Source organism: Streptomyces sp. TRM70350 (genome assembly GCF_019219825.1).
In the GTDB taxonomy this organism is placed as follows: domain Bacteria; phylum Actinomycetota; class Actinomycetes; order Streptomycetales; family Streptomycetaceae; genus Streptomyces.
In genome coordinates this window covers 274,260-298,145 of record NZ_JAHUXH010000007.1, presented here as the reverse complement: position 1 = coordinate 298,145, position 23,886 = coordinate 274,260, and the positions used below count along the sequence as shown (strand labels likewise).

The 23,886-nt window shown below is 70.9% G+C and carries 27 protein-coding genes and 1 pseudogene; 21 read left to right on the top strand and 7 right to left on the bottom strand.

The window, feature by feature from the left end; genetic code table 11:
* Positions 1-123 precede the first annotated feature (123 nt).
* Together KWI83_RS14615 and KWI83_RS14610 are read right to left on the bottom strand one after the other, a co-directional pair.
* Positions 124-1,146 carry a LacI family DNA-binding transcriptional regulator gene (locus KWI83_RS14615; protein WP_218514781.1) on the bottom strand — a complete coding sequence of 341 codons (1,023 nt, stop codon included), beginning with the start codon at positions 1,144-1,146 and terminating at the stop codon, positions 124-126.
* A gap of 104 nt (positions 1,147-1,250) precedes the next feature.
* On the bottom strand, positions 1,251-2,030 hold the full coding sequence (locus KWI83_RS14610; protein WP_218514780.1) for a response regulator transcription factor: 780 nt from the start codon (positions 2,028-2,030) through the stop codon (positions 1,251-1,253).
* Positions 2,031-2,211: 181 nt separating this feature from the next.
* On the opposite strand from KWI83_RS14610, the gene KWI83_RS14605 reads away from it, so the two are divergent.
* From KWI83_RS14605 to KWI83_RS14575, 8 genes are all read left to right on the top strand, one after another.
* A complete protein-coding gene (locus KWI83_RS14605; protein WP_218514779.1) occupies positions 2,212-3,063 on the top strand; it encodes an alpha/beta hydrolase in 852 nt (283 codons plus the stop codon).
* Between the two features lie 67 nt (positions 3,064-3,130).
* Complete coding sequence (locus tag KWI83_RS14600; protein ID WP_218514778.1) at positions 3,131-3,385, top strand: MoaD/ThiS family protein; 255 nt, start codon at positions 3,131-3,133, stop codon at positions 3,383-3,385.
* Between the two features lie 8 nt (positions 3,386-3,393).
* On the top strand, positions 3,394-4,485 hold the full coding sequence (locus KWI83_RS14595; RefSeq protein ID WP_218514777.1) for a hypothetical protein: 1,092 nt from the start codon (positions 3,394-3,396) through the stop codon (positions 4,483-4,485).
* A gap of 98 nt (positions 4,486-4,583) precedes the next feature.
* Positions 4,584-5,315: a DUF2993 domain-containing protein gene (locus KWI83_RS14590; protein ID WP_218514776.1), complete on the top strand. Its 732-nt coding sequence runs from the start codon at positions 4,584-4,586 to the stop codon at positions 5,313-5,315.
* Positions 5,316-5,513: 198 nt separating this feature from the next.
* Complete coding sequence (locus KWI83_RS40265; protein ID WP_350751515.1) at positions 5,514-5,594, top strand: Ms5788A family Cys-rich leader peptide; 81 nt, start codon at positions 5,514-5,516, stop codon at positions 5,592-5,594.
* Positions 5,595-5,724: 130 nt separating this feature from the next.
* Complete coding sequence (locus KWI83_RS14585; RefSeq protein WP_218514775.1) at positions 5,725-6,564, top strand: sulfurtransferase; 840 nt, start codon at positions 5,725-5,727, stop codon at positions 6,562-6,564.
* Positions 6,565-6,609: 45 nt separating this feature from the next.
* Complete coding sequence (locus tag KWI83_RS14580) at positions 6,610-6,900, top strand: DUF1416 domain-containing protein (protein WP_039654704.1); 291 nt, start codon at positions 6,610-6,612, stop codon at positions 6,898-6,900.
* A gap of 96 nt (positions 6,901-6,996) precedes the next feature.
* Positions 6,997-7,257 carry a DUF3099 domain-containing protein gene (locus KWI83_RS14575; RefSeq protein ID WP_218514774.1) on the top strand — a complete coding sequence of 87 codons (261 nt, stop codon included), beginning with the start codon at positions 6,997-6,999 and terminating at the stop codon, positions 7,255-7,257.
* Between the two features lie 25 nt (positions 7,258-7,282).
* On the opposite strand, the gene KWI83_RS14570 is transcribed toward KWI83_RS14575, so the two are convergent.
* Entirely contained in the window at positions 7,283-7,645 is a 363-nt protein-coding gene (locus tag KWI83_RS14570) for a DsrE family protein (protein ID WP_218514773.1), read from the bottom strand.
* Positions 7,646-7,943: 298 nt separating this feature from the next.
* Between KWI83_RS14570 and KWI83_RS14565 the strand changes: the two genes are divergently transcribed.
* Genes KWI83_RS14565 through KWI83_RS14555 form a run of 3 tightly spaced genes read left to right on the top strand, consistent with a single transcriptional unit; the run spans position 7,944 to position 9,959 of the window.
* On the top strand, positions 7,944-8,519 hold the full coding sequence (locus tag KWI83_RS14565; RefSeq protein ID WP_218514772.1) for an FABP family protein: 576 nt from the start codon (positions 7,944-7,946) through the stop codon (positions 8,517-8,519).
* 27 nt (positions 8,520-8,546) lie between these two features.
* On the top strand, positions 8,547-8,984 hold the full coding sequence (locus tag KWI83_RS14560) for a Fur family transcriptional regulator (protein WP_218514771.1): 438 nt from the start codon (positions 8,547-8,549) through the stop codon (positions 8,982-8,984).
* A gap of 9 nt (positions 8,985-8,993) precedes the next feature.
* Positions 8,994-9,959 (top strand): folate-binding protein YgfZ, encoded by a 966-nt coding sequence (locus KWI83_RS14555; RefSeq protein WP_218514770.1) that lies wholly within the window; start codon positions 8,994-8,996, stop codon positions 9,957-9,959.
* A gap of 18 nt (positions 9,960-9,977) precedes the next feature.
* On the opposite strand, the gene dtd is transcribed toward KWI83_RS14555, so the two are convergent.
* Complete coding sequence (gene dtd / locus KWI83_RS14550; RefSeq protein WP_218514769.1) at positions 9,978-10,403, bottom strand: D-aminoacyl-tRNA deacylase; 426 nt, start codon at positions 10,401-10,403, stop codon at positions 9,978-9,980.
* Between the two features lie 188 nt (positions 10,404-10,591).
* Between dtd and KWI83_RS14545 the strand changes: the two genes are divergently transcribed.
* From KWI83_RS14545 to KWI83_RS14535, 3 genes are all read left to right on the top strand, one after another.
* Positions 10,592-11,215, top strand: coding sequence for an aerial mycelium formation protein (locus KWI83_RS14545; RefSeq protein ID WP_218514768.1), 624 nt, complete (start codon positions 10,592-10,594; stop codon positions 11,213-11,215).
* A 149-nt stretch (positions 11,216-11,364) separates the two neighbouring features.
* On the top strand, positions 11,365-12,615 hold the full coding sequence (locus tag KWI83_RS14540) for a GNAT family N-acetyltransferase (protein WP_218514767.1): 1,251 nt from the start codon (positions 11,365-11,367) through the stop codon (positions 12,613-12,615).
* Between the two features lie 393 nt (positions 12,616-13,008).
* Positions 13,009-13,857: a winged helix-turn-helix domain-containing protein gene (locus KWI83_RS14535; RefSeq protein ID WP_218514766.1), complete on the top strand. Its 849-nt coding sequence runs from the start codon at positions 13,009-13,011 to the stop codon at positions 13,855-13,857.
* A gap of 23 nt (positions 13,858-13,880) precedes the next feature.
* Here KWI83_RS14535 and KWI83_RS14530 read toward each other — a convergent pair whose 3' ends face one another.
* Positions 13,881-14,069, bottom strand: a complete 189-nt coding sequence (locus KWI83_RS14530; RefSeq protein ID WP_218514765.1) for a hypothetical protein — start codon at positions 14,067-14,069, stop codon at positions 13,881-13,883.
* 160 nt (positions 14,070-14,229) lie between these two features.
* Here KWI83_RS14530 and KWI83_RS39755 point away from each other — a divergent pair, with 160 nt between their 5' ends.
* Positions 14,230-15,114 (top strand): winged helix-turn-helix domain-containing protein, encoded by an 885-nt coding sequence (locus KWI83_RS39755; RefSeq protein ID WP_218514764.1) that lies wholly within the window; start codon positions 14,230-14,232, stop codon positions 15,112-15,114.
* Between the two features lie 29 nt (positions 15,115-15,143).
* Positions 15,144-15,872 carry an HAD family hydrolase gene (locus KWI83_RS14520; protein ID WP_374106299.1) on the top strand — a complete coding sequence of 243 codons (729 nt, stop codon included), beginning with the start codon at positions 15,144-15,146 and terminating at the stop codon, positions 15,870-15,872.
* Here KWI83_RS14520 and KWI83_RS14515 read toward each other — a convergent pair.
* Positions 15,863-16,045, bottom strand: coding sequence for a hypothetical protein (locus tag KWI83_RS14515; protein ID WP_218514762.1), 183 nt, complete (start codon positions 16,043-16,045; stop codon positions 15,863-15,865). The two genes, KWI83_RS14520 and KWI83_RS14515, sit on opposite strands and share 10 nt — an antisense overlap.
* A gap of 185 nt (positions 16,046-16,230) precedes the next feature.
* Between KWI83_RS14515 and KWI83_RS14510 the strand changes: the two genes are divergently transcribed.
* The 4 genes from KWI83_RS14510 (at position 16,231) to KWI83_RS14495 (ending at position 22,299) form a co-directional block, all read left to right on the top strand.
* Positions 16,231-17,115 carry a winged helix-turn-helix domain-containing protein gene (locus KWI83_RS14510; protein ID WP_308122056.1) on the top strand — a complete coding sequence of 295 codons (885 nt, stop codon included), beginning with the start codon at positions 16,231-16,233 and terminating at the stop codon, positions 17,113-17,115.
* A gap of 210 nt (positions 17,116-17,325) precedes the next feature.
* Complete coding sequence (locus tag KWI83_RS14505; protein ID WP_374106298.1) at positions 17,326-19,524, top strand: phosphotransferase family protein; 2,199 nt, start codon at positions 17,326-17,328, stop codon at positions 19,522-19,524.
* Between the two features lie 9 nt (positions 19,525-19,533).
* Positions 19,534-20,163, top strand: a complete 630-nt coding sequence (locus KWI83_RS14500) for a TetR family transcriptional regulator (protein ID WP_218514760.1) — start codon at positions 19,534-19,536, stop codon at positions 20,161-20,163.
* Positions 20,164-20,256: 93 nt separating this feature from the next.
* Positions 20,257-22,299 carry an AAA family ATPase gene (locus tag KWI83_RS14495; protein WP_218514759.1) on the top strand — a complete coding sequence of 681 codons (2,043 nt, stop codon included), beginning with the start codon at positions 20,257-20,259 and terminating at the stop codon, positions 22,297-22,299.
* Positions 22,300-22,332: 33 nt separating this feature from the next.
* On the opposite strand, the gene KWI83_RS14490 is transcribed toward KWI83_RS14495, so the two are convergent.
* Positions 22,333-23,190, bottom strand: coding sequence for a nitroreductase/quinone reductase family protein (locus tag KWI83_RS14490; RefSeq protein ID WP_218514758.1), 858 nt, complete (start codon positions 23,188-23,190; stop codon positions 22,333-22,335).
* A gap of 215 nt (positions 23,191-23,405) precedes the next feature.
* On the opposite strand from KWI83_RS14490, the pseudogene KWI83_RS14485 reads away from it, so the two are divergent.
* Positions 23,406-23,612 (top strand): annotated as a pseudogene (locus KWI83_RS14485) (hypothetical protein); the annotation flags it as partial.
* Between the last annotated feature and the right edge of the window lie 274 nt (positions 23,613-23,886).

Below are 23,886 nucleotides of genomic sequence, written 5' to 3'. Positions count from 1 at the left end.
ACCATGAGAGCTCCCTGAGTGCCGCCTGAGAAGCCCGGCAGAACCTCGTATGCCCGATATAAAGCCGCTTCTCGCAGGTCGGCGGCGTCTCTCAGGGACGCCTCATACAGCCTCGTACAGCGGTCACGTGCACCCGCACGACCGCCGCACCACCAGCCGCGACGGGAACACCTTCAGCCGCTCCCGCCGCGACCCCGCCACCCGCAGCCCGTCGTCGAGGACGAGGTCCACCGCCGCGCGCGCCATCGCCGACCGGTCCGAGGCGATCGTGGTCAGCGGCGGATCCGCCAGCGCCGCCTCCTTGATGTCGTCGAAGCCGGCCACGGCCAGCTCCCCGGGCACGTCGATCCGCAGCTCGCGTGCCGCGCGCAGCAGGCCGATGGCCTGGTCGTCGGTGGAGCAGAAGATGGCGGGCGGGCGATCCGGGCCCGACAGAATCTCCAGGGCCACCCGGTACGCGTCGTAGCGGTTGTACGGCGCCTCGAACAGCCGTCCCTCGGTGGGCAGCCCGGCCTCGGCCATGGCGCGCCGCCAGCCCTCGACGTGGTCGGAGACCGGGTCACCGACGGCCGGGGTCTGCGCGGTGCCGCCCATACAGGCGACGTACTCGTAGCCGTGTTCCAGCAGGTGGCGTACGGCGAGCCGGGCGCCGCCCAGGTCGTCCGTCACGACGGCGACGTCGTCGATGGCCTCGGGGCGTTCGTGCAGCAGGACGACCCGGGCGTCCCAGGCCTCGATCTCGGCGGCGGCCAGGTCGTTCAGCGCGTGGCTGACCAGGATCAGCCCGGAGACCCGCATCCCGAGGAACGCCCGCAGGTAGTGGACCTCGCGCTCGCCGACGTAGTCGGAGTTCCCTACGAGCACCATCTTCCCGCGCTCGGCCGCGGCCCATTCCACCGCGTGCGCCATCTCGCCGAAGAACGGCTGGCGGGCGTCCGGGACGATCAGGCCTATGAGGTCGGTGCGCCGGGAGGCCATCGCCTGGGCGACCCGGTCGGGCCGGTAGCCCAGCTCCTTGATGGCGGCGAGGACACGCTCGCGCGTGGCCGGGGCGACCGGCCGGGGTCCGTTGTTGATGACGTAGCTGACCACCGCGGTGGAGGTCCCCGCCAGCCGCGCCACATCATCCCGAGTCACCTTGGCCACGCGCGGAGTCTACGCGGATGGACCGGCTCTGGGCAGGGCGTACGGCGCCTTCTGCCCGCCCGCGCGCGAGCGGGCGCACCCCTTGAGGAGCGCCCGCGCGGGCGCTACGCGTCGGCCGGGACCTCAGCGGCGCCCAGCGGGGCCGTCTCGTCCGCATCCTCCGGCTTTGGCCGGGCGGCCTTGGCCTTGGCTTCGTCCGCGGCGCGGTCCACCTTCTCCGGCGTAACGAATCGATAACCGACGTTGCGGACGGTTCCGATCAGCGACTCGTGCTCGGGGCCGAGCTTGGCGCGCAGCCGTCGTACATGGACGTCGACCGTTCGGGTGCCGCCGAAGTAGTCGTAGCCCCAGACCTCCTGGAGCAGCTGGGCGCGGGTGAAGACGCGGCCCGGGTGCTGGGCGAGGTACTTCAGGAGCTCGAACTCCTTGAAGGTGAGGTCGAGGACGCGCCCCTTGAGCTTGGCGCTGTACGTCGCCTCGTCCACGGACAGGTCGCCGTTGCGGATCTCCATCGGGGAGTCGTCGTTGACGATCTGCTGCCGGCCCATGGCGAGGCGCAGGCGTGCCTCCACCTCGGCGGGTCCGGCGGTGTCGAGGAGGACGTCGTCGATGCCCCAGTCGGCGGTGACGGCGGCGAGGCCGCCCTCGGTCACCACGAGGATGAGGGGGCAGCCGGGGCCGGTGGAGCGGAGCAGCTGGCAGAGGCTGCGTACCTGCGGGAGGTCACGCCGGCCGTCGACGAGGATGACGTCGGCGCCCGGGGTGTCGACGAGGGCGGGTCCCTCCGCCGGTGCCACGCGCACGTTGTGCAGCAGCAGACCGAGGGCGGGGAGCACCTCCGTCGACGGCTGGAGGGCGTTGGTCAGGAGCAGCAGAGAACTCATACGTCTGGTTCCTCCTCGGTCCCTGCGAGGACGTTTGTGCGGTGCGGCACTGCTCTGCGTTCCCGGGGCCCGTACACCTGCGGTCACCTGCGGTGTTCCGCCTCGTATACAACGCTTCCGAAAGCACAAAAGGACCCGGGGGCTACGCTGCCCGAGTCCTCTGCCCAGCAGAATAGCCCACATGAGCAACGGTCCGGCAGGCCAAGTGGCACGATCCACCACCGTTCGTCCGAAGTATGAGACGCCCGGGGCGAGCAGACCCGCACCATTGCGGACGTTTCTGCACACCGCAGACGGTGTGCGGATCGACGCCGTATACGAACCGGGTGCGGCCGTATACGAAACCCTGACGCCGCCCTCCGGCCATCCGGCGTTCGTCGTGGCGCACGGTTTCACCGGCGATGTGGACAAGCCGCACGTACGACGGGTCGCCAGGGCGTTCGCGCGGTACGGCGCCGTGATCACGTTCTCCTTCCGGGGCCACGGGGCGTCCGGCGGGCGCTCCACCGTCGGCGACCGTGAGGTCTTCGACCTGGCGGCGGCGGTGGCGTGGGCGCGGGAACAGGGGCACGCGCGCGTGGTGACCGTCGGCTTCTCCATGGGGGGCTCGGTGGTGCTCCGGCACGCGGCCCTGCACGGCCGGCAGGCCGAGGCGGTGGTGTCGGTGAGCGCCCCGGCCCGCTGGTACTACCGGGGTACGGCCCCCATGCGCCGCGTCCACTGGCTGGTGACCCGCCCCGAGGGCCGCCTGCTGGGCCGCTACGGCTTGCGCACCCGGATCCACCACCGGGGCTGGAACGCCGTCCCGCTCTCGCCGGTCGAGGCGGTCCCCCGGATCGCGCCGACGCCGCTGCTCATCGTCCACGGCGACCGCGACGGCTACTTCCCCGTCGACCACCCCCACATGCTGGCCGCGGCCGCCGGTGACCACGGCGAACTCTGGCTGGAGCCCGGCATGGGCCACGCCGAACACGCGGCCACCGACGAACTCCTGGACCGGATCGGGGACTGGGCTGTCGGTGCGGCGGGCTAGCCTGGCGTTCATCACAGCCGGTTCTGCCGACTGACCAGAGCGATGGACCAATGGACTAGAGGACGAGATGGCAAAGGTCACGGTGCGCTACTGGGCGGCCGCGAAGGCCGCGGCCGGAATCGCCGAGGAGCCGTTCGACGCGGCCACGCTCGCCGAGGCGCTCGACGCCGTGCGCGAGCGACACCCCGGGGAACTGGTGCGCGTCCTGCAGCGATGCTCGTTCCTCGTCGACGGTGACCCCGTGGGAACCCGCGGGCATGAGACGGTACGGCTGGCCGAGGGCGGCACGGTCGAGGTGCTCCCGCCGTTCGCAGGAGGGTGACCACACCGATGAGCAACCAGCCGTACGAGGGCATGTACGACGGCGGATACGACCCGTACCAGCAGGGACAGCCCCCGCACCAGCAGACCCCGCAGTACCAGCAGGGACAGCCCCCGCACCAGCAGACCCCGCAGTACCAGCAGGGACACCCCCAGTACCAGCAGGGACACCCCCCGTACCAGCAGCCGTACGCCGCCGCCCAGTACACCCAGCAGTGGGAGGGCCAGACCTGGGACACGCAGGCCCAGCCGACCCCGGCGTACGTCCCGCGGCAGCCCCCGGAGAGCGGGCAGTGGGCGCGGCAGTCGTACGAGGAGGAGCCCCAGCCGGTCCCTGAGGCGCCGCTCACGGCCGCTCAGCGGGCCCGTCTCGAAGGGCGCTCCCCGATCATCGAGCCCGGGCTGCGGCCCGCCGCGCTCACCGCGGTGCTCGGCCTGCTGCTGGCCGGTGGCGCGGCCCTCGGCTCGTACGCCCTGCTCGTCCCGCTGGTCCTGCTGCAGGCCGTCACGGCCGCGGGCTGGTTCCGGCTGAACGGCATGTGGCCGGCCCGGCAGGGCATCGCGCTGGCGTTCGCGGGCGCGCTGACCGCCGACGTGGCGCTGCTGGTCGCCGGGCGCGAGCAGGCGCCCGCCGCGATCCTCGGCACGCTCGGGGTGTGGGTGCTGCTGACGCTCGTGCTGCAACTGCGCTCGCACGCCGACCCGGACACGCGGATGTACGGCCTGATGGCGACGGTCGTCTCGGCCGCGCTGGCCATCATCGCGACCGGCCATCTGGCCGCCGAGCCGGACGCGGTCACCGTCGGCGCCGCCGCGGTCGCCGTGGCGGTCCTGGCCCGGGCGCTGCCGCTGCCCACACCGGCCTCCGTGGTCGTCGCGCTGCTCGCGGCGGCCGGGGCGGGCATCGCGGTGGGCGGCATGACCGGCGTGGGCAACGGCGGTGCGCTGCTCGGCGCGGCGGCCGGGGCCTGTGCGCTGATCGGGCACCGGGTGGCGAGCTACGACTACCCGTCCCGGTTCGTCCACTTCACGGCGGGTGTGGCCCTGCCGTTGAGCGTGGCGGCGCCGGTGCTGTGGGTGCTGGGGCGCGCGCTGGTCTGACGTATCGCCTGTCACAGGTGATCGACAATGTGTCGGCGGGTGTTCCCTTTGGCGTTACGGTGACCGTCGTCCGTGACTGACCGCCTGGGTAGGGAAACATGCGCGCGCTGCGAATACTTCTGATCGTCGTCGTGATCCTGGGCGGACTGTTCGTGGCCGCCGACCGGCTCGCGGTCAACTTCGCCGAGGGCGAGGTCGCGGACCGGCTGCGCACCACCGAGGGCCTGTCCGCCACGCCCGAGGTGTCCATCAACGGCTTCCCGTTCCTCACCCAGGTCGCCGGCGGCACGCTGGACGACGTCGAGGTGGGCATCCAGGACTACGAGGCCGCCGCGGGCGACGGTGAGCGGATCCGGATCGACGACCTGCGGGCGAACATGAAGGGCGTCGACTTCTCCGGCGACTTCAGTTCCGCCACGGCCGCCTCCGCGACCGGCACGGCGACCATCGCCTACGACGAGCTGCTCAAGGCCGCCAAGTCCGAGCCCACGGAGGTCGCCCCCGGCATCACCGCCCGCGTGGTGAGCCTGTCCGACGGCGGCAACGGCAAGATCAAGGTCGGGCTGGAGGCCGAGGCGCCCGTCATCGGCACCCGGCAGATGTCCGTGCTCAGCACGGTCAGCGTCAAGGGCGACACCGTCGAGGTGCGCACCGACTCCCTGCCGGACCTGGCGGGCCTGGACCTCGCCGAGAGCTCGGTCCGTGAGATCACCGACTTCCAGCAGGCCATCGACGACCTCCCCGGCGGCGTCCAGCTGGACAAGGTCGAGGCGGCGCAGAACGGGGTGGAGATCTCGGTGCGGGGTTCGAACGTGCGGCTGGCCGGGTAGGACCGGGCCGGACACCAAGCCGTCTGTCCGACAGGCGAGACACCCCCGTCCGTACCGCAGATGTGACGGCGTACGCAAGCGCCCGGAGGCCGTGCCACGGCGTGCCGGGCGCTTTGCGTTCCCATATCCCGGACGATTACGTCTCACCATTCGACACACCGGTGACACGCCCGCCCAACCGTCCCTAAGCTCGACGCCATGAAGCGACAGGCGGATCTCACGAAGCGGCGGGCAGTAGACCTGTGCCGCGTTGCCGCCATGCTCTGTCGCCCCTTCTGAGCGGAAGCCCTCGACTTCCGCATTTCACCCCCTGCCCTGCTGAGGGCACTCGTGCGCCGCGTCGGCCGTACCGGCACCAGCGCACCCTCGCACTCGCACGCCCCGCCGCAACTGCCCCGGAGGAGAAAGCATGAGCCGCAGCGACGTCCTGGTAGACGCCGACTGGCTGCAGGAGCACCTGGACGACCCGAACATCGCCATTGTCGAGGTCGACGAGGACACCACCGCGTACGAGAAGAACCACATCAAGAACGCCATCCGGATCGACTGGACCAAGGACCTCCAGGACCCGGTCCGCCGCGACTTCATCGACCAGGCCGGCTTCGAGAAGCTGCTGTCGGAGAAGGGCATCGCCAACGACACGCTGGTGATCCTCTACGGCGGCAACAACAACTGGTTCGCCTCGTACGCCTACTGGTACTTCAAGCTCTACGGCCACGAGAACGTCAAGCTGCTCGACGGTGGCCGCAAGAAGTGGGAGCTGGACGCCCGGGAGCTGGTCGAGGAGGTGCCGGAGCGGGCCAGGACCGAGTACAGGGCCAAGCCGCAGGACACCTCGATCCGCGCCTTCCGTGACGACGTGGTCGCCGCCATCGGTTCGCAGAACCTGGTCGACGTCCGCTCGCCCGACGAGTTCTCCGGCAAGCTGCTCGCCCCGGCGCACCTGCCGCAGGAGCAGTCGCAGCGCCCGGGTCACGTCCCGACCGCCCGCAACATCCCGTGGTCGAAGAACGCCAACGACGACGGCACGTTCAAGTCGGACGAGGAGCTGAAGGCCCTCTACGCCGAGGAGAACGTGGACCTGGCCAAGGACACCATCGCCTACTGCCGTATCGGTGAGCGCTCCGCGCTGACCTGGTTCGTGCTGCACGAGCTGCTCGGCGTGGAGAACGTCAAGAACTACGACGGCTCCTGGACCGAGTACGGCTCCCTCGTCGGCGTGCCGATCGAGCTCGGCGCCAACAAGTAATCCATCCCGACCGACCTTCCGGTCAGACCCCTTCTGGAGAAAGACATGTGTGGAGCGAAGGCCGGCGGCCCCGACGCCTCGACGATCAAGCCCGGTGAGACCACGATCCAGGGTCAGGTGACCCGCGACGGCGAGCCGGTGACGGGCTATGTCCGTCTGCTGGACTCGACCGGCGAGTTCACGGCGGAGGTGCCGACCTCCGCGACGGGCCAGTTCCGCTTCTACGCGGCCGAGGGCACCTGGACCGTCCGCGCCCTGGTGCCCGGTGGCGCCACCGCCGACCGCACGGTCGTCGCCCAGAAGGGCGGCTTGGCGGAGGTCGCGATCGCGGTCTGACGACCCGGCGCCGAACAGCTGAGCAGAAGGGCCGCGTCCCGCGGGTTGGACACCTGGGACGCGGCCCTTCCGTGTGCGCGGACCTACGCTGGAGACATGTACGCGCGGCGACGGCACGTCTACTTCGCCATGATGGGCACCTGCATCGCGCTGTTCGTCCTGGCCTGGGGAGTCGTACGGCTGTGGTCGACACCGGTGGCCGTCGGCATGTGCGTGGTCGCGATGGTGATCCCGCCCGTCGCCGCGGTGATCGCCAACCGCCGGGGCCCGGAGGACCGCTGGTGGGACGACCCCTCCGGTGACCCCCAGTCGGACGAGTGGTGGGACGAACTGGACGGCAAGAAGAAGCCGCGGTGACGCCGATGGCCGCTGGGGCTGCCGGTCAGTAGACGAGCGCCTGTGTGTCCTCCCCCAGCGCCTCCTGTACGAACACCTGCGCCCCGGCGATCCGCACGCCCTCGATCACGTCCTTCTCCGTGATGTCGCGGCGGGCCGCGCACTGGGTGCACAGGGTGAGGCGGCCGGCGGCGAGGACCGACTCGATCAGGTCGGGCAGCGGAGCGGCGTGCGGCAGTTCGAACTCGGCCGCCCGGCCCGGCAGGGCGAACCAGGCGGACTCGCCGGTCAGCCAGACCGAGACGTCCACGCCGCTCGCCACGGCCACCGCCGCGACCGTGAACGCCTGCGAGCAGCGTTCGGGGGCGTCCGCCCCCGCCGTCACCTTGATCACGAGCTTCTTCGCCATGATGGAATCGTAATCAAGATCCATCGGGTCGCCGTCGTCGGCCGGGAGGTCGGCAGCTCGTACGGGCTGAGGGCGTACCTCACACAGAGGGCCGTGCCCCCGCCGCGTAAGCTGGAGCACGGCCTTGTGCACCACGCACCCCGCTCACCAAGGAGCACCCCGTGATCCTCTTCTTCGAAATTCTGCTGGTCCTGGTCTGCGTCGGCGTCCTCGCCTTCACCGGTCTGGCCGTGAAGAAGCTGTACCAGGGCCAGCGCTGACCCACGCCCACACCCGCACCGAGACGTCTGAGCTGCTCATGATCGAGATCCCGTCCGACCTCCACAAGGACCTCGTCCCCCTCGCCTTCCTGCTCGGCAACTGGGCGGGCGCGGGCGTGCACGACTTCCCCGGCGCCGAGAAGTGCAACTTCGGGCAGGAGGTCTCCTTCACGCACGACGGCCGGGACTTCCTGGAGTACCACTCCCGGACCTGGGTGCTCGACAAGGACGGCAACAAGGTCAGGCCGCTGGAGTCCGAGCACGGCTTCTGGCGCATCGACGCCGACCGCAAGGTCGAGGTCACGATGACCCGCGACGACGGTGTCATCGAGATCTGGTACGGCGAGCTGGCCCACCAGAAGCCGCAGATCGACCTGGCCACGGACGCCGTCGCGCGCACTGCCGCCTCCCGCCCGTACAGCGGCGGCAAGCGGCTGTACGGCTACGTCAAGAGCGACCTGATGTGGGTCGGCGAGAAGCAGACCCCCCAAGTCGAGCTGCGGCCGTACATGTCGGCCCAGCTGAAGAAGGTCGTCACCCCGGAGGACGTCGAGCGCTGGGCGAAGGCACTGCCGGACGACCTCCCGGACGACGGGATCGCTTTCTTCAAGTAGGTCTCCGGGTGGCCCTAGACTCGGGGTGTGGTGAGCACCGACTGGAAGAGTGACCTCAGGCAGCGCGGCTACCGGCTGACGCCGCAGCGGCAGCTCGTGCTCGAAGCCGTGGACACCCTGGAGCACGCGACCCCCGACGACATCCTCGTGGAAGTGAGGAAGACGGCGTCGGGGGTCAATATTTCGACGGTGTACCGCACGCTGGAGCTGCTGGAGGAGCTGGGGCTGGTCAGCCACGCGCACCTGGGCCACGGGGCGCCGACGTACCACCTCGCCGACCGCCACCACCACCTGCACCTGGTGTGCCGGGACTGCGAGAACGTCATCGAGGCCGACGTGGACGTGGCCGCGGAGTTCACGGCCAAGCTGCGCCGGCAGTTCGGTTTCGACACCGACATGAAGCACTTCGCGATCTTCGGCCGGTGCCAGGACTGTTCCCTGAAGGGTTCAAGTACCACGTCGTAGGCTTGCCGTATGAAAAGCCCCCTGCTGTCCCTGCCCGGCGCCGTCCCCGCCGAAGGGGTGGACGAAGGCGTCGCCGCCCACTACGGCGACCTGTTCCGCGAGCAGCGCGCCCTCGCCGACGGCACCGGTTTCGTCGACCTCTCCCACCGCGGCGTCGTCACCGTCTCCGGCGAGGACCGGCTGAGCTGGCTGCATCTGCTGCTCACCCAGCACGTCAGCGAGCTGCCCCCGGGTGAGGCCACCGAGGCGCTGATCCTGTCCGCGCACGGCCACATCGAGCACGCGCTCTACCTCGTGGACGACGGCACGACCGTCTGGGCCCACGTCGAACCGGGCACCCAGGACGCGCTGATCGCGTACCTGGAGTCCATGAAGTTCTTCTACAGGGTCGAGGTCACCGACCGCACCGCCGACTTCGCCGTCGTCCACCTGCCCGCCGGTTCCATCGCCGAGGTGCCGGAGGGAGTCGTCGTACGGGAGACGGCGTACGGCCGTGATCTCTTCCTCCCGCGCGCCGACCTGGAGGCGTACGCCGCGCAGGCCGGGCCCGCGGTCGGGATCCTGGCGTACGAGGCGCTGCGCGTCGAGCAGCACCGGCCCCGGCTCGGCTTCGAGACCGACCACCGCACCATCCCGCACGAACTGGGCTGGATCGGCACCGCCGTGCATCTGCAGAAGGGCTGCTACCGGGGGCAGGAGACCGTCGCCCGGGTGCAGAACCTGGGCAAGCCGCCGCGCCGGCTGGTCTTCCTCCACCTCGACGGCAGCGAGGTGCACCTGCCGACGCACGGCACCGAGCTGCGGCTCGCGGACGAGGGCCCGGACGGCCGCAAGATCGGCTTTGTGACGACGTCCGTACGGCACCACGAGCTCGGCCCGGTGGCGCTGGCGCTGGTGAAGCGGAACGTGCCGGTGGACGCGCCGCTGGTGGCGGACACGACGGCCGCGGCCCAGGAAGTCGTCGTAGAACCCTGAAGTCCCCCTGGATCGGTCCTAGATCTCCAGCAGGACGGTGAACGGGCCGTCGTTCGTCAGCGACACCCGCATCCGCGCGCCGAACCGGCCCGTCTGCACCGTCGCGCCCAACGCGCGCAGCTGCGCGACCACCTCGTCGACCAGCGGCTCGGCCACGTCGCCGGGCGCGGCCGCGTTCCAGGTGGGGCGGCGGCCCTTACGCGCGTCGCCGTACAGGGTGAACTGGCTGATCACGAGGAGCGGGGCGTCGATGTCGCTGCACGACTTCTCGTCGTGCAGCATCCGCAGCGACCACAGCTTGCGGGCGAGCTGCGCCGCCTTCTCCTTGGTGTCCTCGTGCGTCACGCCGACCAGGACGCACAGCCCCTCACCGATGATCTCCCCGACGGTCTCGCCGTCAACAACGACGCTCGCGCCGTCCACCCTCTGCACCACTGCACGCATACGACCATCATGCCGGGCGATATCACCGGGCTTCGCAGGCGGTCCGTACCAGCATTCTTTGGTCCGTACCAGCATTCTTTTTGATCCCTAAGCCCCCATCTGGGGCTGTTCGGGGGCACTCGGTCACATAGCGGCCACTTGGGGTGGCACGATGTTGCCACAGCCGGTCGAGGGGACGGTAGAGGCACATGAGAACACCGAGTACCGGGCAGCCGCCTGGGGCTGTCTCGTTGACCCACACGGGAGCGCAGGAATCACTCCGGCCACCCGTGCAACGCACCGACAGCCCACAGCTGCCGCCCGATCCGCCCGCGCCCGATCTGACCGCGCTGAGCCTGGCCGAACTGCGCACCCTGCGCCGGGACGCCCAGCGCGACGAGGCGGATCTCAGTTATGTACGACGGCTGCTCCAGGGGCGGATCGACATCCTGCGGGCGGAGCTGGCGCGCCGGGGCCCGGCGTCCCCGGTGGACCCGGACACGGCCGAGCCGTCGGTGGTCGAGCGGCTGCCGGAGATCCTCACGGACGCCCCGGCCCGGCACCGCTCCTCCGCGCGCCATGTCACGCTGGGCACCCCGCACAACGAGGAGTACCGGCGGCTGGCCGCGGACATGCTGGCCGAGGTCGAGCTGTCCGCGCTGGACGCGCGTACCGACCTGGAGCTGACCACCGCGATGGGGCGGCTCGTGCGGTACGAGCAGCAGGTCTCCCGGCGGCGGCAGCGGCTGCAGCGGACCACGGACCAGTGCAGTGCGGAGATCGCGCGGCGGTATCGGGAGGGGGAGGCGCAGGTCGACGACCTGTTGGTGTGACGGCTTGGTGTGACGGCTTGGTGTGACGGCTTGGTGTGACGGACTGGTGTGACGGCTTGTGACGGCTTGATGTGACGGCTTGATGCGGTGGGGCCGGGGCGGGAGAAAACCCCGCGACACCCGCCCCGTCGCATGCCTACCGTGCACTCATGACGCGTCGCGACGAGCTGCCCGTACGCCCGATCACCGAAGCCGAGTTCAAGGACTGGCATCGCGCCATGAACGTCGGGTTCCTGCGCGAGCCCACGCTGACCGAGGAGCAGGTGGAGGCACGGCGCCCCCAGTTCGTGCCGGGGCGGCTGCTGGGGGCGTTCGACGGGGACCGGTGTGTGGCGACGTTCCGTTCCTTCGCGCAGGAGATCACGGCCGTGGGCGGCGCCTTCGTGCCCGCCGACGCCGTCTCCAACGTCACCGTCAGCCCGACGCACCGCCGCCGTGGCCTGCTCAGCCGCATGATGACCCAGGACCTGACGGCGGCGAAGGAGCGCGGCGACGTCGTCGCGACGCTGATCGCCGCCGAGTACCCGATCTACGGCCGCTACGGCTTCGGCCCGGCCACCTGGGCCGCCGAGTGGACCGTCGACGTGACCCGCACCGGCCTCGACCGCCGCTGGTCGGGCCCGGCGGACGGCGGGCGGATCGACCTCGTGGACGCCGAGGACGTCCGCAAGCTCGGCCCCGAACTGCACGAGCGCCTGCGCCGGGCCCAGCCAGGCGCGGTCAGCCGCGACGAGCTGTGGTGGCGGGTCAACACCGGCGCCGTACGCCTCGGCGGCTCCTGGACCGAGCCCTACTACGCCCTGTACCGCTCGGCCACCGGCGAGGTCGAGGGTCTGGTCTCCTACGAGTCGGACGACAACTGGCACAGGAAACAGCCGCACAACACGGCCGACGTGAACTGGCTGATCGCGGTGACACCGGCCGCCGAGCGCGCCCTGTGGCACTTCCTGTGCTCCATCGACTGGATCACGCAGGTGAAGTCGGGCTGGCGGGCCCCGGACGACCTGCTGCCGCTGCTCCTGCCGGACCCGCGGGCCGCCCGGCTGACCGTGCAGTCCGACTGGCTGTGGGTGCGGGTGCTGGACGTCGTACGGGCGCTTCAGGCGCGGACGTACGAGGGCTCGGGGTCGCTGGTGCTGGAGGTCGTCGACGCGGGAGGGCTCTCGGGTGGGCGGTACCGGCTTCAGGCGTCGGCGCAGGGCGCGTCCTGCGCGCCGAGCACCGAGAGCGCCGACCTCACGCTGGACGTCGCCGATCTGGCGGCGCTGTGGCTGGGCGACGAGTCGGCGGTGCGGCTGGCGGCGCTGGGCCGGGTGCGGGAAGAACGAGCGGGCGCCGCCCGTTCGGCCGACGCCCTGCTGCGCACGTCCAGGCGGCCTTGGTGCCCGGACCTGTTCTGAGTGCTCCTTCCTGCCGGGGGGCGGGTGGGTGTTTTCCGTGTTTCCGCTATCCGTAGCGTGCTCTTCGGTTGTGGCTGTGCACTCTGCTTGTTCAGTTGTCGCTGTGCAGTTGTGACTGTGCCGAGCGACCGAACTCCCGGCTCCCCTCCGGAAGGGAGCCCGGTCAGCCCGCCGATCATGGTGTTCCTGGTCTCCGCCCTGGTGGCCAACCTTCGGGATTCTTGACCACGTTGCCGAAGTTGGTGACCAACTCCACTGTACGTATCTCCACTTGGAAGCGACTCATAACCACCCACCTCTGAACTGCCACAAGATGGCGGGAAGTTGTAGTGTTTGGTTGTGGACCGGGAACACGTCTCCGTCAGTGGACGGAAGAGGCCACAGCCGCCACAGATGTCACACCGCGAGGTGGCCGACGTGCTGCGCGCCCGGATCAGGGACCGGGTCCTGCAGCCGGGCCGGCGCATGCCCACCCAGGCCCAGCTGGCCGAGGAGTTCGGCGTGGATCGCGGGACGGTCCGCCAGGCCCTGCGCATCCTGCAGGAGGAGCGGCTGCTCACCAACGTGTCCAAAGGGAGCCCGGCGACGGTGGCCCCCGACCCCGAGCGGGCGCCGGCCGGTCCGGAAGCCCCGCCGCAGCCCACCACCGTGGCGCTCGCCCCGCGGATAGCGGCCGCCTTCGCGGCCCCGCACGTGGCGATCGAGGCCCTCTGCCTGACCTCGATATCGCTCACGCTCTCGATGGGCGAGCCGCTGCGCCGGATCCACGCGGGTGAGCTGAAACCGGCCAAGGTCGACGTACGGGTCCTGCTGCCCAGCCGGGACATCGACCTCGCCTTCCCGGCAGCGGTGGACCCGGCGGACGCCGACCGGCTGCACCGGCGGTGGCTCGCGATGCGCAACGCCCAGGGGCAGGTGCTCCAGCACAATCTGCTGGCGCTGCGCTCCACGCACGGGATCGACGTGCGGGTCTCCTTTCGCGCCCTGCCGTTCACACCGCCGGTGAAGCTGTACCTGCTCAACGGCACGGAGGCGCTGTTCGCGTACTACACGCTCAGGCGCCGCGAGGAGGAGATCGATCACGAGCAGCTCCAGCTGTACGACGCCGAGGGCACCCGGTCGATGCTGTTCGCCTTCGAGCAGGGCGCCGGGCTGCGCGACGCGGCGTTCGTCGAGCAGTCGCACCTCTGGTTCAACGCACTGTGGGAGACGATCAGTTCGGAGTTGGTGCTCATGAACTGACGTCTCCCGGAGGTGCGGGTCGTTCACCTGGCGGGGCCGGTCACGAGGAGAGCGAGCACGACCGCCCCGATGGAGCTGACGGCCGGGCTCTTCGCCTTGATTCCTACGGTGAGCAGGAGCAGGCCGACCACGCCGGTCGCGCCGTACTGCCATGCGACGATCTGCTCGAAGCCGACGACGAAGACCGCGGAGAGGAGAGCGAGGGCTGGCATGGTGTGTCCCCCTTCTGGCTGCCGGGGAGGCAAAGCTTCCGCCAACTCGGGCGAGTTGCCGGGAAGTTGGCAACCAACTTTGATTAAGTTGTCCCCACTTGGCAGATGTCCATAAACAACTCTCAGGCAACTGCCATCAGATGGTTTTGAGTTGTAGCGTTTGGTCGTGACCCAGGAGAACGTGGCAGTGAACGGCGGCAGAAGGCTCTCCCCCCGGGAGATCGCCGACACCCTGCGGGACCGTATCCGCAGCGGCGACCTGAAGGCGGGCGACCGCCTGCCCACCCAGGCCGAGCTGGCCGAGGAGTTCGGCGTGGAACGCGGCACCGTCCGCCAGGCCCTGCGCGCCCTCCAGGAGGACGGCCTGCTCAGCAACGTCAGCAAGGGCAGCCCGCCGCGCATCGCGGAACCCGCCGTGGCGAGCAGCGGCGAGCCCCAGCCCACGATGGTCGGCCTCGCGCCCCGGCTGACGGCGGCCTTCGCCGCCCCCCACGTCCGCGTCGACGCCGCCTGCCTGACCGCCGAGACCCTGATGCTGGCGCTGAGCGAGCCGGTCCGCGCGATCCACGAGGGCCGCGTCCACCCGCAGTCGATCGACGTACGCATCCTGCTGCCGTCCCGGGAGATCAACCTCGCCTTCCCCATCTCGGTCGAGGGCGGCGGCGACGACGAGGACCCCGTCCACAGGCGCTGGCTCGCCCAGCGCAACGCCCAGGGCCATGTCCTCCAGCACAACCTCCGCGCCCTGCGCACCTCGCACGGCATCGACGTACGCGTGACCTTCCGCGCGCTGCCGTTCACGCCGCCGGTGAAGCTGTACCTGCTCAACGGCACGGAGGCGCTGATGGCGTACTACATGGTCACGCGCCGCGCGGAGGACGACCCGAGCGGCACCCTGGACATGTACGACGTCCTGGGCACCGAGTCCCTGCTGTTCTCCTTCGAGCGGCAGGCGGGCCGGCGGGACGCGGCGTTCGTGGAGCAGTCGCAGCTGTGGTTCGACGCCCTCTGGGAAACCATCACGACGGACCTGACACTCTCCTAGTGACTTCTGATACGACCCAGACTGATCAGGTGACATCGGCGACCTCACGGACCCGCGACGACACCGAAGGACTGCGGGCCCTCATCGCACACGCGCGCGTAGTCCTGTGGGACTTCGACGGCCCGATCTGCCGGCTCTTCGCCGGCCACTCGGCGGAGGGCGTGGCGAGCGACCTCGTGGAGTGGCTGGAGGGGAGGGGGTTGCGGGGGCTGCTGACGGAGCGGGAGCGGCAGTCCCTGGACCCGCACGCCGTGCTGCGCGCCGTCGACCGGCGACAGCGCGGCAGTGACCTGGTGGCCGAGCTGGAGGAACGTCTCACCAAAGAGGAACTGAAGGCCGCGCCCCTGGCGATGCCCACCGCCTACGCCGACCCGCTGATACGCACCTGGACGGCGGTGGGCTCCCGGCTGGCGATCACCACCAACAACTCCCCCCGCGTGGTCCGCGCGTACCTGACGAGCCGCGGCCTCCTCGCCTGCTTCGCGCCGCACGTCTACGGCCGCACCCAGGACCTCCACCACCTCAAGCCCCACCCGCACTGCCTCAACCGCGCGCTGCACGCCCTCGGCGCGGCTCCCTCGGCCGCGCTGATGATCGGCGACACACCCTCCGACCTTCAGGCCGCGCGGAAGGCCGGCGTCCCGTTTCTCGGCTACGCGCGTAACAAGGCCAAGGAGAAGCTGCTGCGCGACGCCGGTGCCACAGAAGTCGTCGGCTCGTTGCAGACGGTGCTGGAGGCGGTCCGGGGTCAGGCCTGAGTCATCAGCAGTGCCAGCACCACGACGGCCCCCACGGCCAGTCCGCTGTGGCGCGCGCGTATGCCCACGCCGATCACGAACAGGAGCGCCACACCCACCACGCCGAGCCGTGCCTGTGCCAGCAGACCGACGCCGACTTCCAGGAGTCCCCGCAGTGTCTGGAACAGAAGCATCCACACCCCATCCACCTCCCATCCGCTTCCAGTGAATCGATCAACTGGCAGTCCAATTGGACTGGTTGCTTGGTGAGGGTCTCCCCGCCCCGCCTGATCGCTTAACCAACCCCCCGCTCCACCCGACCAGTTGACCGAAATTGGTGGGCTGGTGGACGGAATGCGGCAGGCGGTACGGTCGGGTCGTGAGCGTTCGGCAGCCCCGAGCGGGCGACGGCGGTGGCAGGGAGTTCCAGCGGGTCTCCGACGAACTGCGGGCCCGGATGACCGACGGGACGTACCCCCTGCGCTCCTTCCTGCCCTCGCAGCGCAACCTCGCGGACGAGTTCGGGGTCTCGCGGGACACCGTCCAGCGGGCCCTGCGGGATCTCGCCGACGAGGGCTGGATCGAGTCCAAGCAGGGCAGCGGGTCGCGGGTCGTGAAGACCCAGCGCATACAGTCCTCGACGGCCAGGGCGACCAGGTCGCGCCGGGGCGTCACACTCGGCCCGCTCATCAGCGAGGCCTTCGAACAGCCGCAGGTGTCGATGGACGTCTACACCTTGACGTCCGAGACCCTGGACGCGCACATCCGGCTGCAGGCGGAGCGGATCCGCGGCGGCTTCATCGCCCCCCAGCGCATCGCCCTGCGTATGCTCCTGCCCTCCAGGACGCTGCCGCTGCCCTATCCGCGGGTCAAGGGCGACAAGGACGACCCACGCATGCGGGCACGCCTGAACTCCATCACGGAGCAGCACACCGCGTCACTGCAGGGCGTGCTGGCGGAGCTGAGTACGGAGGGGCTGGTGCCGTCCGTCGACGTGCAGATCCGCCACGTACCCCTGACGCCGGCGTTCAAGCTGTATCTCTTCAACGGCTCCGAGGCACTGCACGGCCCGTACGAGGTGAAAGAGCGTCAGCTGGACCTGGGGGACGGTCAGAAGGTCACCGCCCTGGACGTCCTCGGCCTCGGCGCCACGCTGACCCACCACGTGAAGGACGCGGCTCCGGACTCGCCGGGATCAGTGTTCGTGGGCAGCATGCAGGCGTGGTTCGACTCGGTGTGGGACCTCCTCACCGAGGAGAGCTGAGCGGTGCGCTAGCATGCCCGCACCGTATGAGCAATCGCTCCCGTGCATCCGTAGGGCAGGGCGAACCCGCCCGCCGGAACGGCCTCCCGCAGACGAGCGGCACACCACCCGTTGTGACCACTCGACCCGTGGCCCAGGTCGTACGGATGTCAGCCGACCTCTAGCGTTTGCCGTACCCGTCCATCCTGTGAACGATCCCCGGAGCGGCCAGTGGGCGCACCTCCTCATCCTCGTACCGCGCAGGGGGAGCGCTCACCCGACGCCGCCGTCACGGAGCTCCTGGCGTACGCCGAGGCGCACGGGCAGATGATCAGCGGGCACCACAACCGCAACTACCTGGTGCCGTTGCCGGAGAAGCTGGCGGCGCTGCTGGACCGCGAGGCCGGCACGCCCGTGACGGTACGCGTCCGGCGCCGCGACGCGCTGCCGGTGGTGATCAGGACCTGGCAGGACGAGGCGCAGATTCTCGGCGCCATCCGAGGGGTTCTGCCGCATGTGCCGGAGTGCCTGGCCCGGGGGGAGGGCTTCGCGATCCACAGCTTTGTGGAGGGCGTGCCGCTCTCCAGCGTCTGCGGAAACGACAAGCCTGTCGACGCGCTGCTCATAAGAGAGCTGGCGCGGCTGGTCGCGCAGACCGCTCAGGTGCGGCGCGGCGCGCTGCCGCCGTTGCCGGGGCACTGGCCCGGCAACGACACGGACAGCCAGGCCTTCCTGCAGACCCTCGTCCACCTCGCGGACCGGCAGATCAGGCAGCCCAATTGGACTGCCTTCGGTGGGCTGTTCAAGGCCCTCGGCATCCCGGAGGACGCCCTGATCCGGCTGGGCGAGCGGGTGCCGGCCATGGCGCGGCGGCCCTACAGCCTGCTCCACGCGGACCTCCACCGTGACAACCTGATCGTGTCGTACGACGGGGACCCGCCGCTCATCTGCGTCGACTGGGAGCTGGCCAGCTACGGCGACCCCCTGCACGACCTCGCGACCCATCTCGTGCGCATGCGGTACCCGGCCTTCCAGTGGGACGAGGTGATCGACGCGTGGGCCGCGGCCATGGGGGCGGTCCGCCCGGCGGCCGTCAACGGCCTGGCCAAGGACCTGCGCCACTACGTCGACTTCGAACGCGCGCAGTCCGTCTACCCGGACGTGATGCGTGCCGTGAACGGGCTCGAAGACTCGTTCGACCAGAAGAGCCTGGACGATGCGACCGCGGCGGTGCACCGGGCCCTGACGGCGGCTGCCGAACCGCTGCGGCTCACCAACCTGCCGGGCGTCGGTGAGATCGAGTCCGTCCTCTACCGGTGGCGCGCCTCCCGCCGCGGCCGGGGACGGGTGCCGAAGGCCTTCCGCTGGGAGCCGGACGAGCGGGTGCCGGAGCGAGCCGACTTCCCTCGCGAGGCGGTGGCGGAGGCCCTGCGCGAGGAGGGCGCGGCGCCGGCCGGGCGGGTGTTCAAGGGCACCGCGCACCTCAACTCCGTGGTCCTGGTGGACGGCGTCGACTTCCCCGTCGTGGTGCGCCGCAAGGTGGCGAACGTGTGCCCGCGGGAGCCCCGCTACCTCAGCGAGCACGCCGTGCTGCGGGCCATCGAGGAGTCGCGGGTCCAGGTGGCGGCCCCGAGGGCCCTCGCGCTCGGCCGGGACCACCAAGGAGAACGCTTCACCATCCACACCTACGTCGGTTCGCACGGCATCGACGAGCCGCCCCGGCACCCGGAGCACGGCCTGCTGCCGCACGAGGCGGACGGGCTCGTCGACCAGCTCTGCGAGCTGACCCGGGTGGACTACAAGCGGGTCGACCCGCTGGCCGGTGAGGGAGCGTTCCACTCCTGGCTGTGCGAGTCGCTCGTCGCGCTGGTGCGCGACCTGCCGAAGGAGTTGCGCCGGCTCGCCAGGGAGCTGGGCCTGCCCGAGGCCTCCCGCCTCCGCGAGATCCTCGCCCGCAACCAAGTGACGCCCCGGGAGCCCGCGCTGCTGCACGGGGACCTGAACCCGTGGAATCTCGTACGCCGGCCCGACGGGCTGGCGCTGACGATCATCGACTGGGAGATGGCGCTGGTCGGCGACCCGCTGTACGACCTGGTCCGGCACATGCATCTCACCCGCACCCGTCCGGAGATCCGGGACCGCATGTTCCGCCGCTGGGAGCGCCGCCTGCCCTCGCAGTACACCCGTGACTGGCGCAAGGACTGGCGGGTCTACCGGTGGATCGAGATCGTGCGGTCGGCGTACGTGGATCTGGACCGCCTGGTGACCGGCGCGAGCCTGGACGCCCCGAACGTCCGCCGTGCGGTGGACTCGTACGCGATGACCCTGGAGGCGGCAACGGGTTCGCTCGGGCTGCCGAAAGCCAACCCCCTTCTCGTGAGTGCCCTGGCGGGCCCCGGACGACGCCGACGCCCGGGGACCGGCCCGTAGGCTCGACCCATGGCGGAGCTCGGGCTGCGGGAACGCAAGAAGCAGCGGATGTACCAGGTGGTGTCGGACCTCGCGATCGGGCTGTTCCTGGAGAAGGGGTTCGACGCGGTGTCCGTCGCCGAGATCGCCGCGGCGGCCGAGATCTCCAAGCCGACCCTGTTCCGGTACTTCCCGGCCAAGGAGGACCTCGTCCTGCACCGCATCGCCGAGCACGAGGGGGAGGCGGCGCGGGTGGTCGCCGCGGCGGCCGGGGCGCCGCTCGTCGCGCTGCGGCAGCACTTTCTGGACGGGCTGGAGCGGTTCGACCCGATCACCGGGCTGAACGACGAGCCGGACGTGCTCGCCTTCCACTCGCTGCTGTACGGGACGCCGGCCCTGGTCGCGCGCCTGTACCCGTACCTGGAGCGCTCGGAGGACGCCCTGGCCGAGGCCCTCGGCGGCCATCTCGACGCCCGGCTCGCCGCCGGGCAGATCGTCGCCGTGCAGCGGGTGCTCGCGCGGGAGAACTGGCGGCGGATGGCGGCGGGGGAGCGGGCCGTGGCGGTGCGGGGGGATGCCGTCGCGGCGGCGGAGCGGGCGTTCGGGCTGCTGGCGGCCGGGTTGCCGTGGCTTGCGACGCCCGAAGGGGCGCGTGGCTGAAGGGTCGCGCGACTGAAGAGTCTGGCGACTGAAGAGTTTCGCAACTCGATAAAAGATTTAACTCGGTTACGTCATTCCGGTACGCTCGCCGGAATGACGGCACTCGACCACGCCCTCCACCAGGAACGCGCCCACCACGACACCTGCCGCGCCACCCTCGCCGCCATGATCGACGGCGCCCACGGCCACGTCGTCACCGGCGAGGACGTCTCCGCGTCCGGCGCCGACGCCGAAGTCCTCGGTCACCGGCTGCGCAGCCGGGCAAAGGAACTGCGGGAACTGCCCGAGGGGCCGTTGTTCTTCGGCCGGCTGGACTTCGACGGACGCGGCGACGACCGGCGCCCGGAGCCCGATCGGCAGCCGCTGCACATCGGTCGGCTGCGCATCACCGAGCACCCCGCCGCCCCACCCCTGGTCGTCGACTGGCGCGCCCCCGTCTCCCGCGCCTTCTACCAGGCGAGCGCCCGCGACCCCCAGGGCGTCGCCGTCCGCCGCCGCTTCGGCTGGGCGCCCGGCAGCCGGGGCGACTCCGCCGACCTCACCTCCCTGGAGGACGAGCACCTCGGCCGCGGCGAGGCCCCGGCCAGTGCCATCGTCGCCCGGGAGATCGAACGGCCCCGCGTCGGCCCCATGCGGGACATCGCCGCGACCATCCAGCCCGAGCAGGACGATCTCGTACGAGGTGACCTGGGCCTCTCCGTGTGCGTGCAGGGCGCTCCCGGCACCGGCAAGACCGCCGTCGGCCTGCACCGCGCCGCCTACCTGCTCTACACCCACCCCCAGCGCATCCGGCGCGGCGGCCTGCTGATCCTCGGCCCCAACCGCACCTTCCTGTCGTACGTCTCGGAGGTCCTCCCGGCCCTGGGGGAGACCGGCGTACGGCAGTCGACCCTCGCCGAGGAGATCGCGCGGCACCCGGTCACCGGCGCCGACGACCTGAGCACGGCCGTCGTGAAACACGACGTGCGCATGGCCGAGGTGCTGCGACGCGCGCTGTACGCGCGCGTGCGGGTCGACGGCGACGACGGTCTTGCCGTACCGGACGGCTCGTACCGGTGGCGGGTCGCCGCCGACGAACTGCGGGCGATCGTGGGTGGCGTGCGGGGCGAGGAGCCGCCGTACGAGGTCGGCAGGGAGCGGCTTCGGGCGCGCGTGGTGGCGTGTGTGCGGGCGCGGGCCGAGCGACGCGGCGGTCCCCGTACGAACGCCTGGGTGCGGAAGATCGAACGATCACGAACGATCGGGGCGTACCTCGACGCCGTGTGGCCGCGCGTGCGGCCGGAGGAGGTCGTCGCCGAACTGCTCACCGACCCGGAGGCGTTGGCCCGGGCCGCCGACGGGGTGCTCGACGGCGACGAGCAGAAGGCGCTGCTGTGGGCGAGGCCGCCGCGGTCGTGGAAGTCGGCGCGCTGGTCGGCCGCCGACCTCGTCCTCCTCGACGAGGTGGCCGGGCTCCTCGCACACCCCGAGGGGTACGGCCATGTCGTCGTCGACGAGGCACAGGACCTCTCCCCGATGGAGTGCCGCGCCATCGCCCGCCGCTCGTCCTTCGGCTCGCTGACCGTCCTCGGCGACCTCGCGCAGGGCACCACGCCGTGGGCGGCGCGCGGGTGGGACGTACCACTGCGGCATCTGGGGAAGCCGGACGCGGTGGTGGTGCCGCTGACGACCGGGTTCCGGGTACCGGCGGTGGTGGCCGGGCTCGCGAACCGGCTGCTGCGGCGGCTGGACGTGGACGTACCGGAGACACGCTCGCTGCGCGCGGACGGGGAGCTGCGGATACGGGAGGCCGCGGGTGACCTGCGCGGGGCGGTCGTGGCGGCCGTGCGGGACGCGCTGGGGCGGGAGGGGTCGGTGGGGGTCGTCGCGGCGGACGCGGACGCCGGGTGGGTGCGGGAGGTGCTCACGGTGGCCGGGATCGGGGCGGCCGGGCCGGAGGAGATCGGCGCGCGGGTGACGGTGGTGCCGGCGAGTGTCGTCAAGGGGCTGGAGTACGACCATGTCGTCGCCGTCGAGCCCGCGGCGATCGTGGCGGGGGAGCGGGCGGAGGGGCGGGGGCTGCACCGGCTGTATGTGGTGGTGACGCGGGCGGTGTCGCGGCTGGAGGTGGTGCACGCGCGTGTGCTGCCGTTCTGACGGGCGCACGCGCGCGTGCCCCAGGGGGTGATGTCAGGTAGCGGCGTCGAGCAGCGGGATCAACTGCTCCTCCTCGTACGTCAGATGCGCCTCCAGCTCCGCGGTGAGGCGCTCGACCTCGGTGCGGGCGGTGGCCGGGTCCTCCGTCGCGATCGCCGCGCGCAGGTCCTCGACCAGGGCGGCGATGCGGTCGTGCTCCTCGCGGAGGCGTTCGAGGGCGGGGGCGGCCGTGGGGTGGCGGTCGGCGAGGAAGGGGAACAGGCCGAGGCCCTCGCCGGTGTGGTGGTTGTGCAGGCCGTGGCAGAAGGTGAGGCAGTTGACGCGCAGCTGAGCGGCGAGGGAGCCGCCGCCTTGCGTCGCTTTGTCCATCTCCTGCCGGATGAGCGCGAGTTCACGCCGGAAAGCATCATGAACAACCTTGATCGCTTCGCCCATGGAACCCGCGTTGATGTCCCCGGGGCCGTCGCCCGCGATGCTGTACAGCGCCACGACCGGTATCACCCGCCCCGCCTTCTCCTGGTACGCCGCCCAGCCCGCGTCCGTCTCGACGGCCCGTGCGAAGGCCTGGTCGCGCTCCTCGCCCTCCAGCACCACGGCCCGCGCCCGGTAGGTGAACGCGCCGCTCTCCACGGTGACCTCGGGATGCGCGAGGAGGTTGTGGTACCAGGCCGGGTGCCTGGGGGCGCCGCCCGCGGAGGCGATGACCAGGATGCGCTCGGCGCCGTCGGGGAGGTAGGCGACGGGGGTGGTGTGCTCGGCGCCCGAGCGGGCGCCGGTGGTGGTGAGGAGGATGAGCCGGGCGCCCTCGAAGGGGCCGCCGACGCGGCCTCGGTTGGCGCGGAACTCCTCGATGATCTGTTGGTTGAAGGTGCTGATGACGTCGTTGGGCATGCTCGTGGTTCTCTTCTCTCTCTGGCCGCTCTGACGGCTCTGGCCGCTCGGGCGGTGATCGTCACTGGTGGTCGTGAACGAACGCGCAAACGCGCGGAGAGAGATCGGCGGGCCCCGGGCCCGCCACAGCCTCATTCAGAGGCCGGGCACCCAACTCGCTGGCGGCACTTGGCCGCTAACCCGGCAGTCATGCGGGCCACAGTAGCCTAGGCGGGATGCTCCTGTTCCTGGATATCGACGGGACACTGCTCCCGTTCGGGTCGGTGGATCCGTATCCGGCGTACGAGACGCCCTTCGAGCGGGGCGCCACGCACCCGTTGCTGACCAGGGTCGATCCGGCCCTGGGCCCCCGACTGCTGGCGCTGGGCTGCGAGTTGGTGTGGGCCACCACCTGGCGGGACGAGGCGAACGAGGTCATGGCGCAGGCGCGGTCGTAGGGCGGCTAGAACCGGGCTAAGACCGTCAAGCCTGTCGCCGAGAGGTAGACGGGAATCCCCTTCCTGAGCTTGCGAAGGGAGGGGAGAACTTCAACCCCTGACCGACTTCGGCCGCGAACTCTCCGAGGCACTGACCCCCCTCTCCCACTGGGGCCGCCGCCGTCTGGAGCCGCTCACCGTGACGTCGTCGGCCGCCTGACCACCTGCGATCAGCCTCTCGCCGGGGGTGCGTGGTGCCAAGTACCCACAAAAAAGTGGG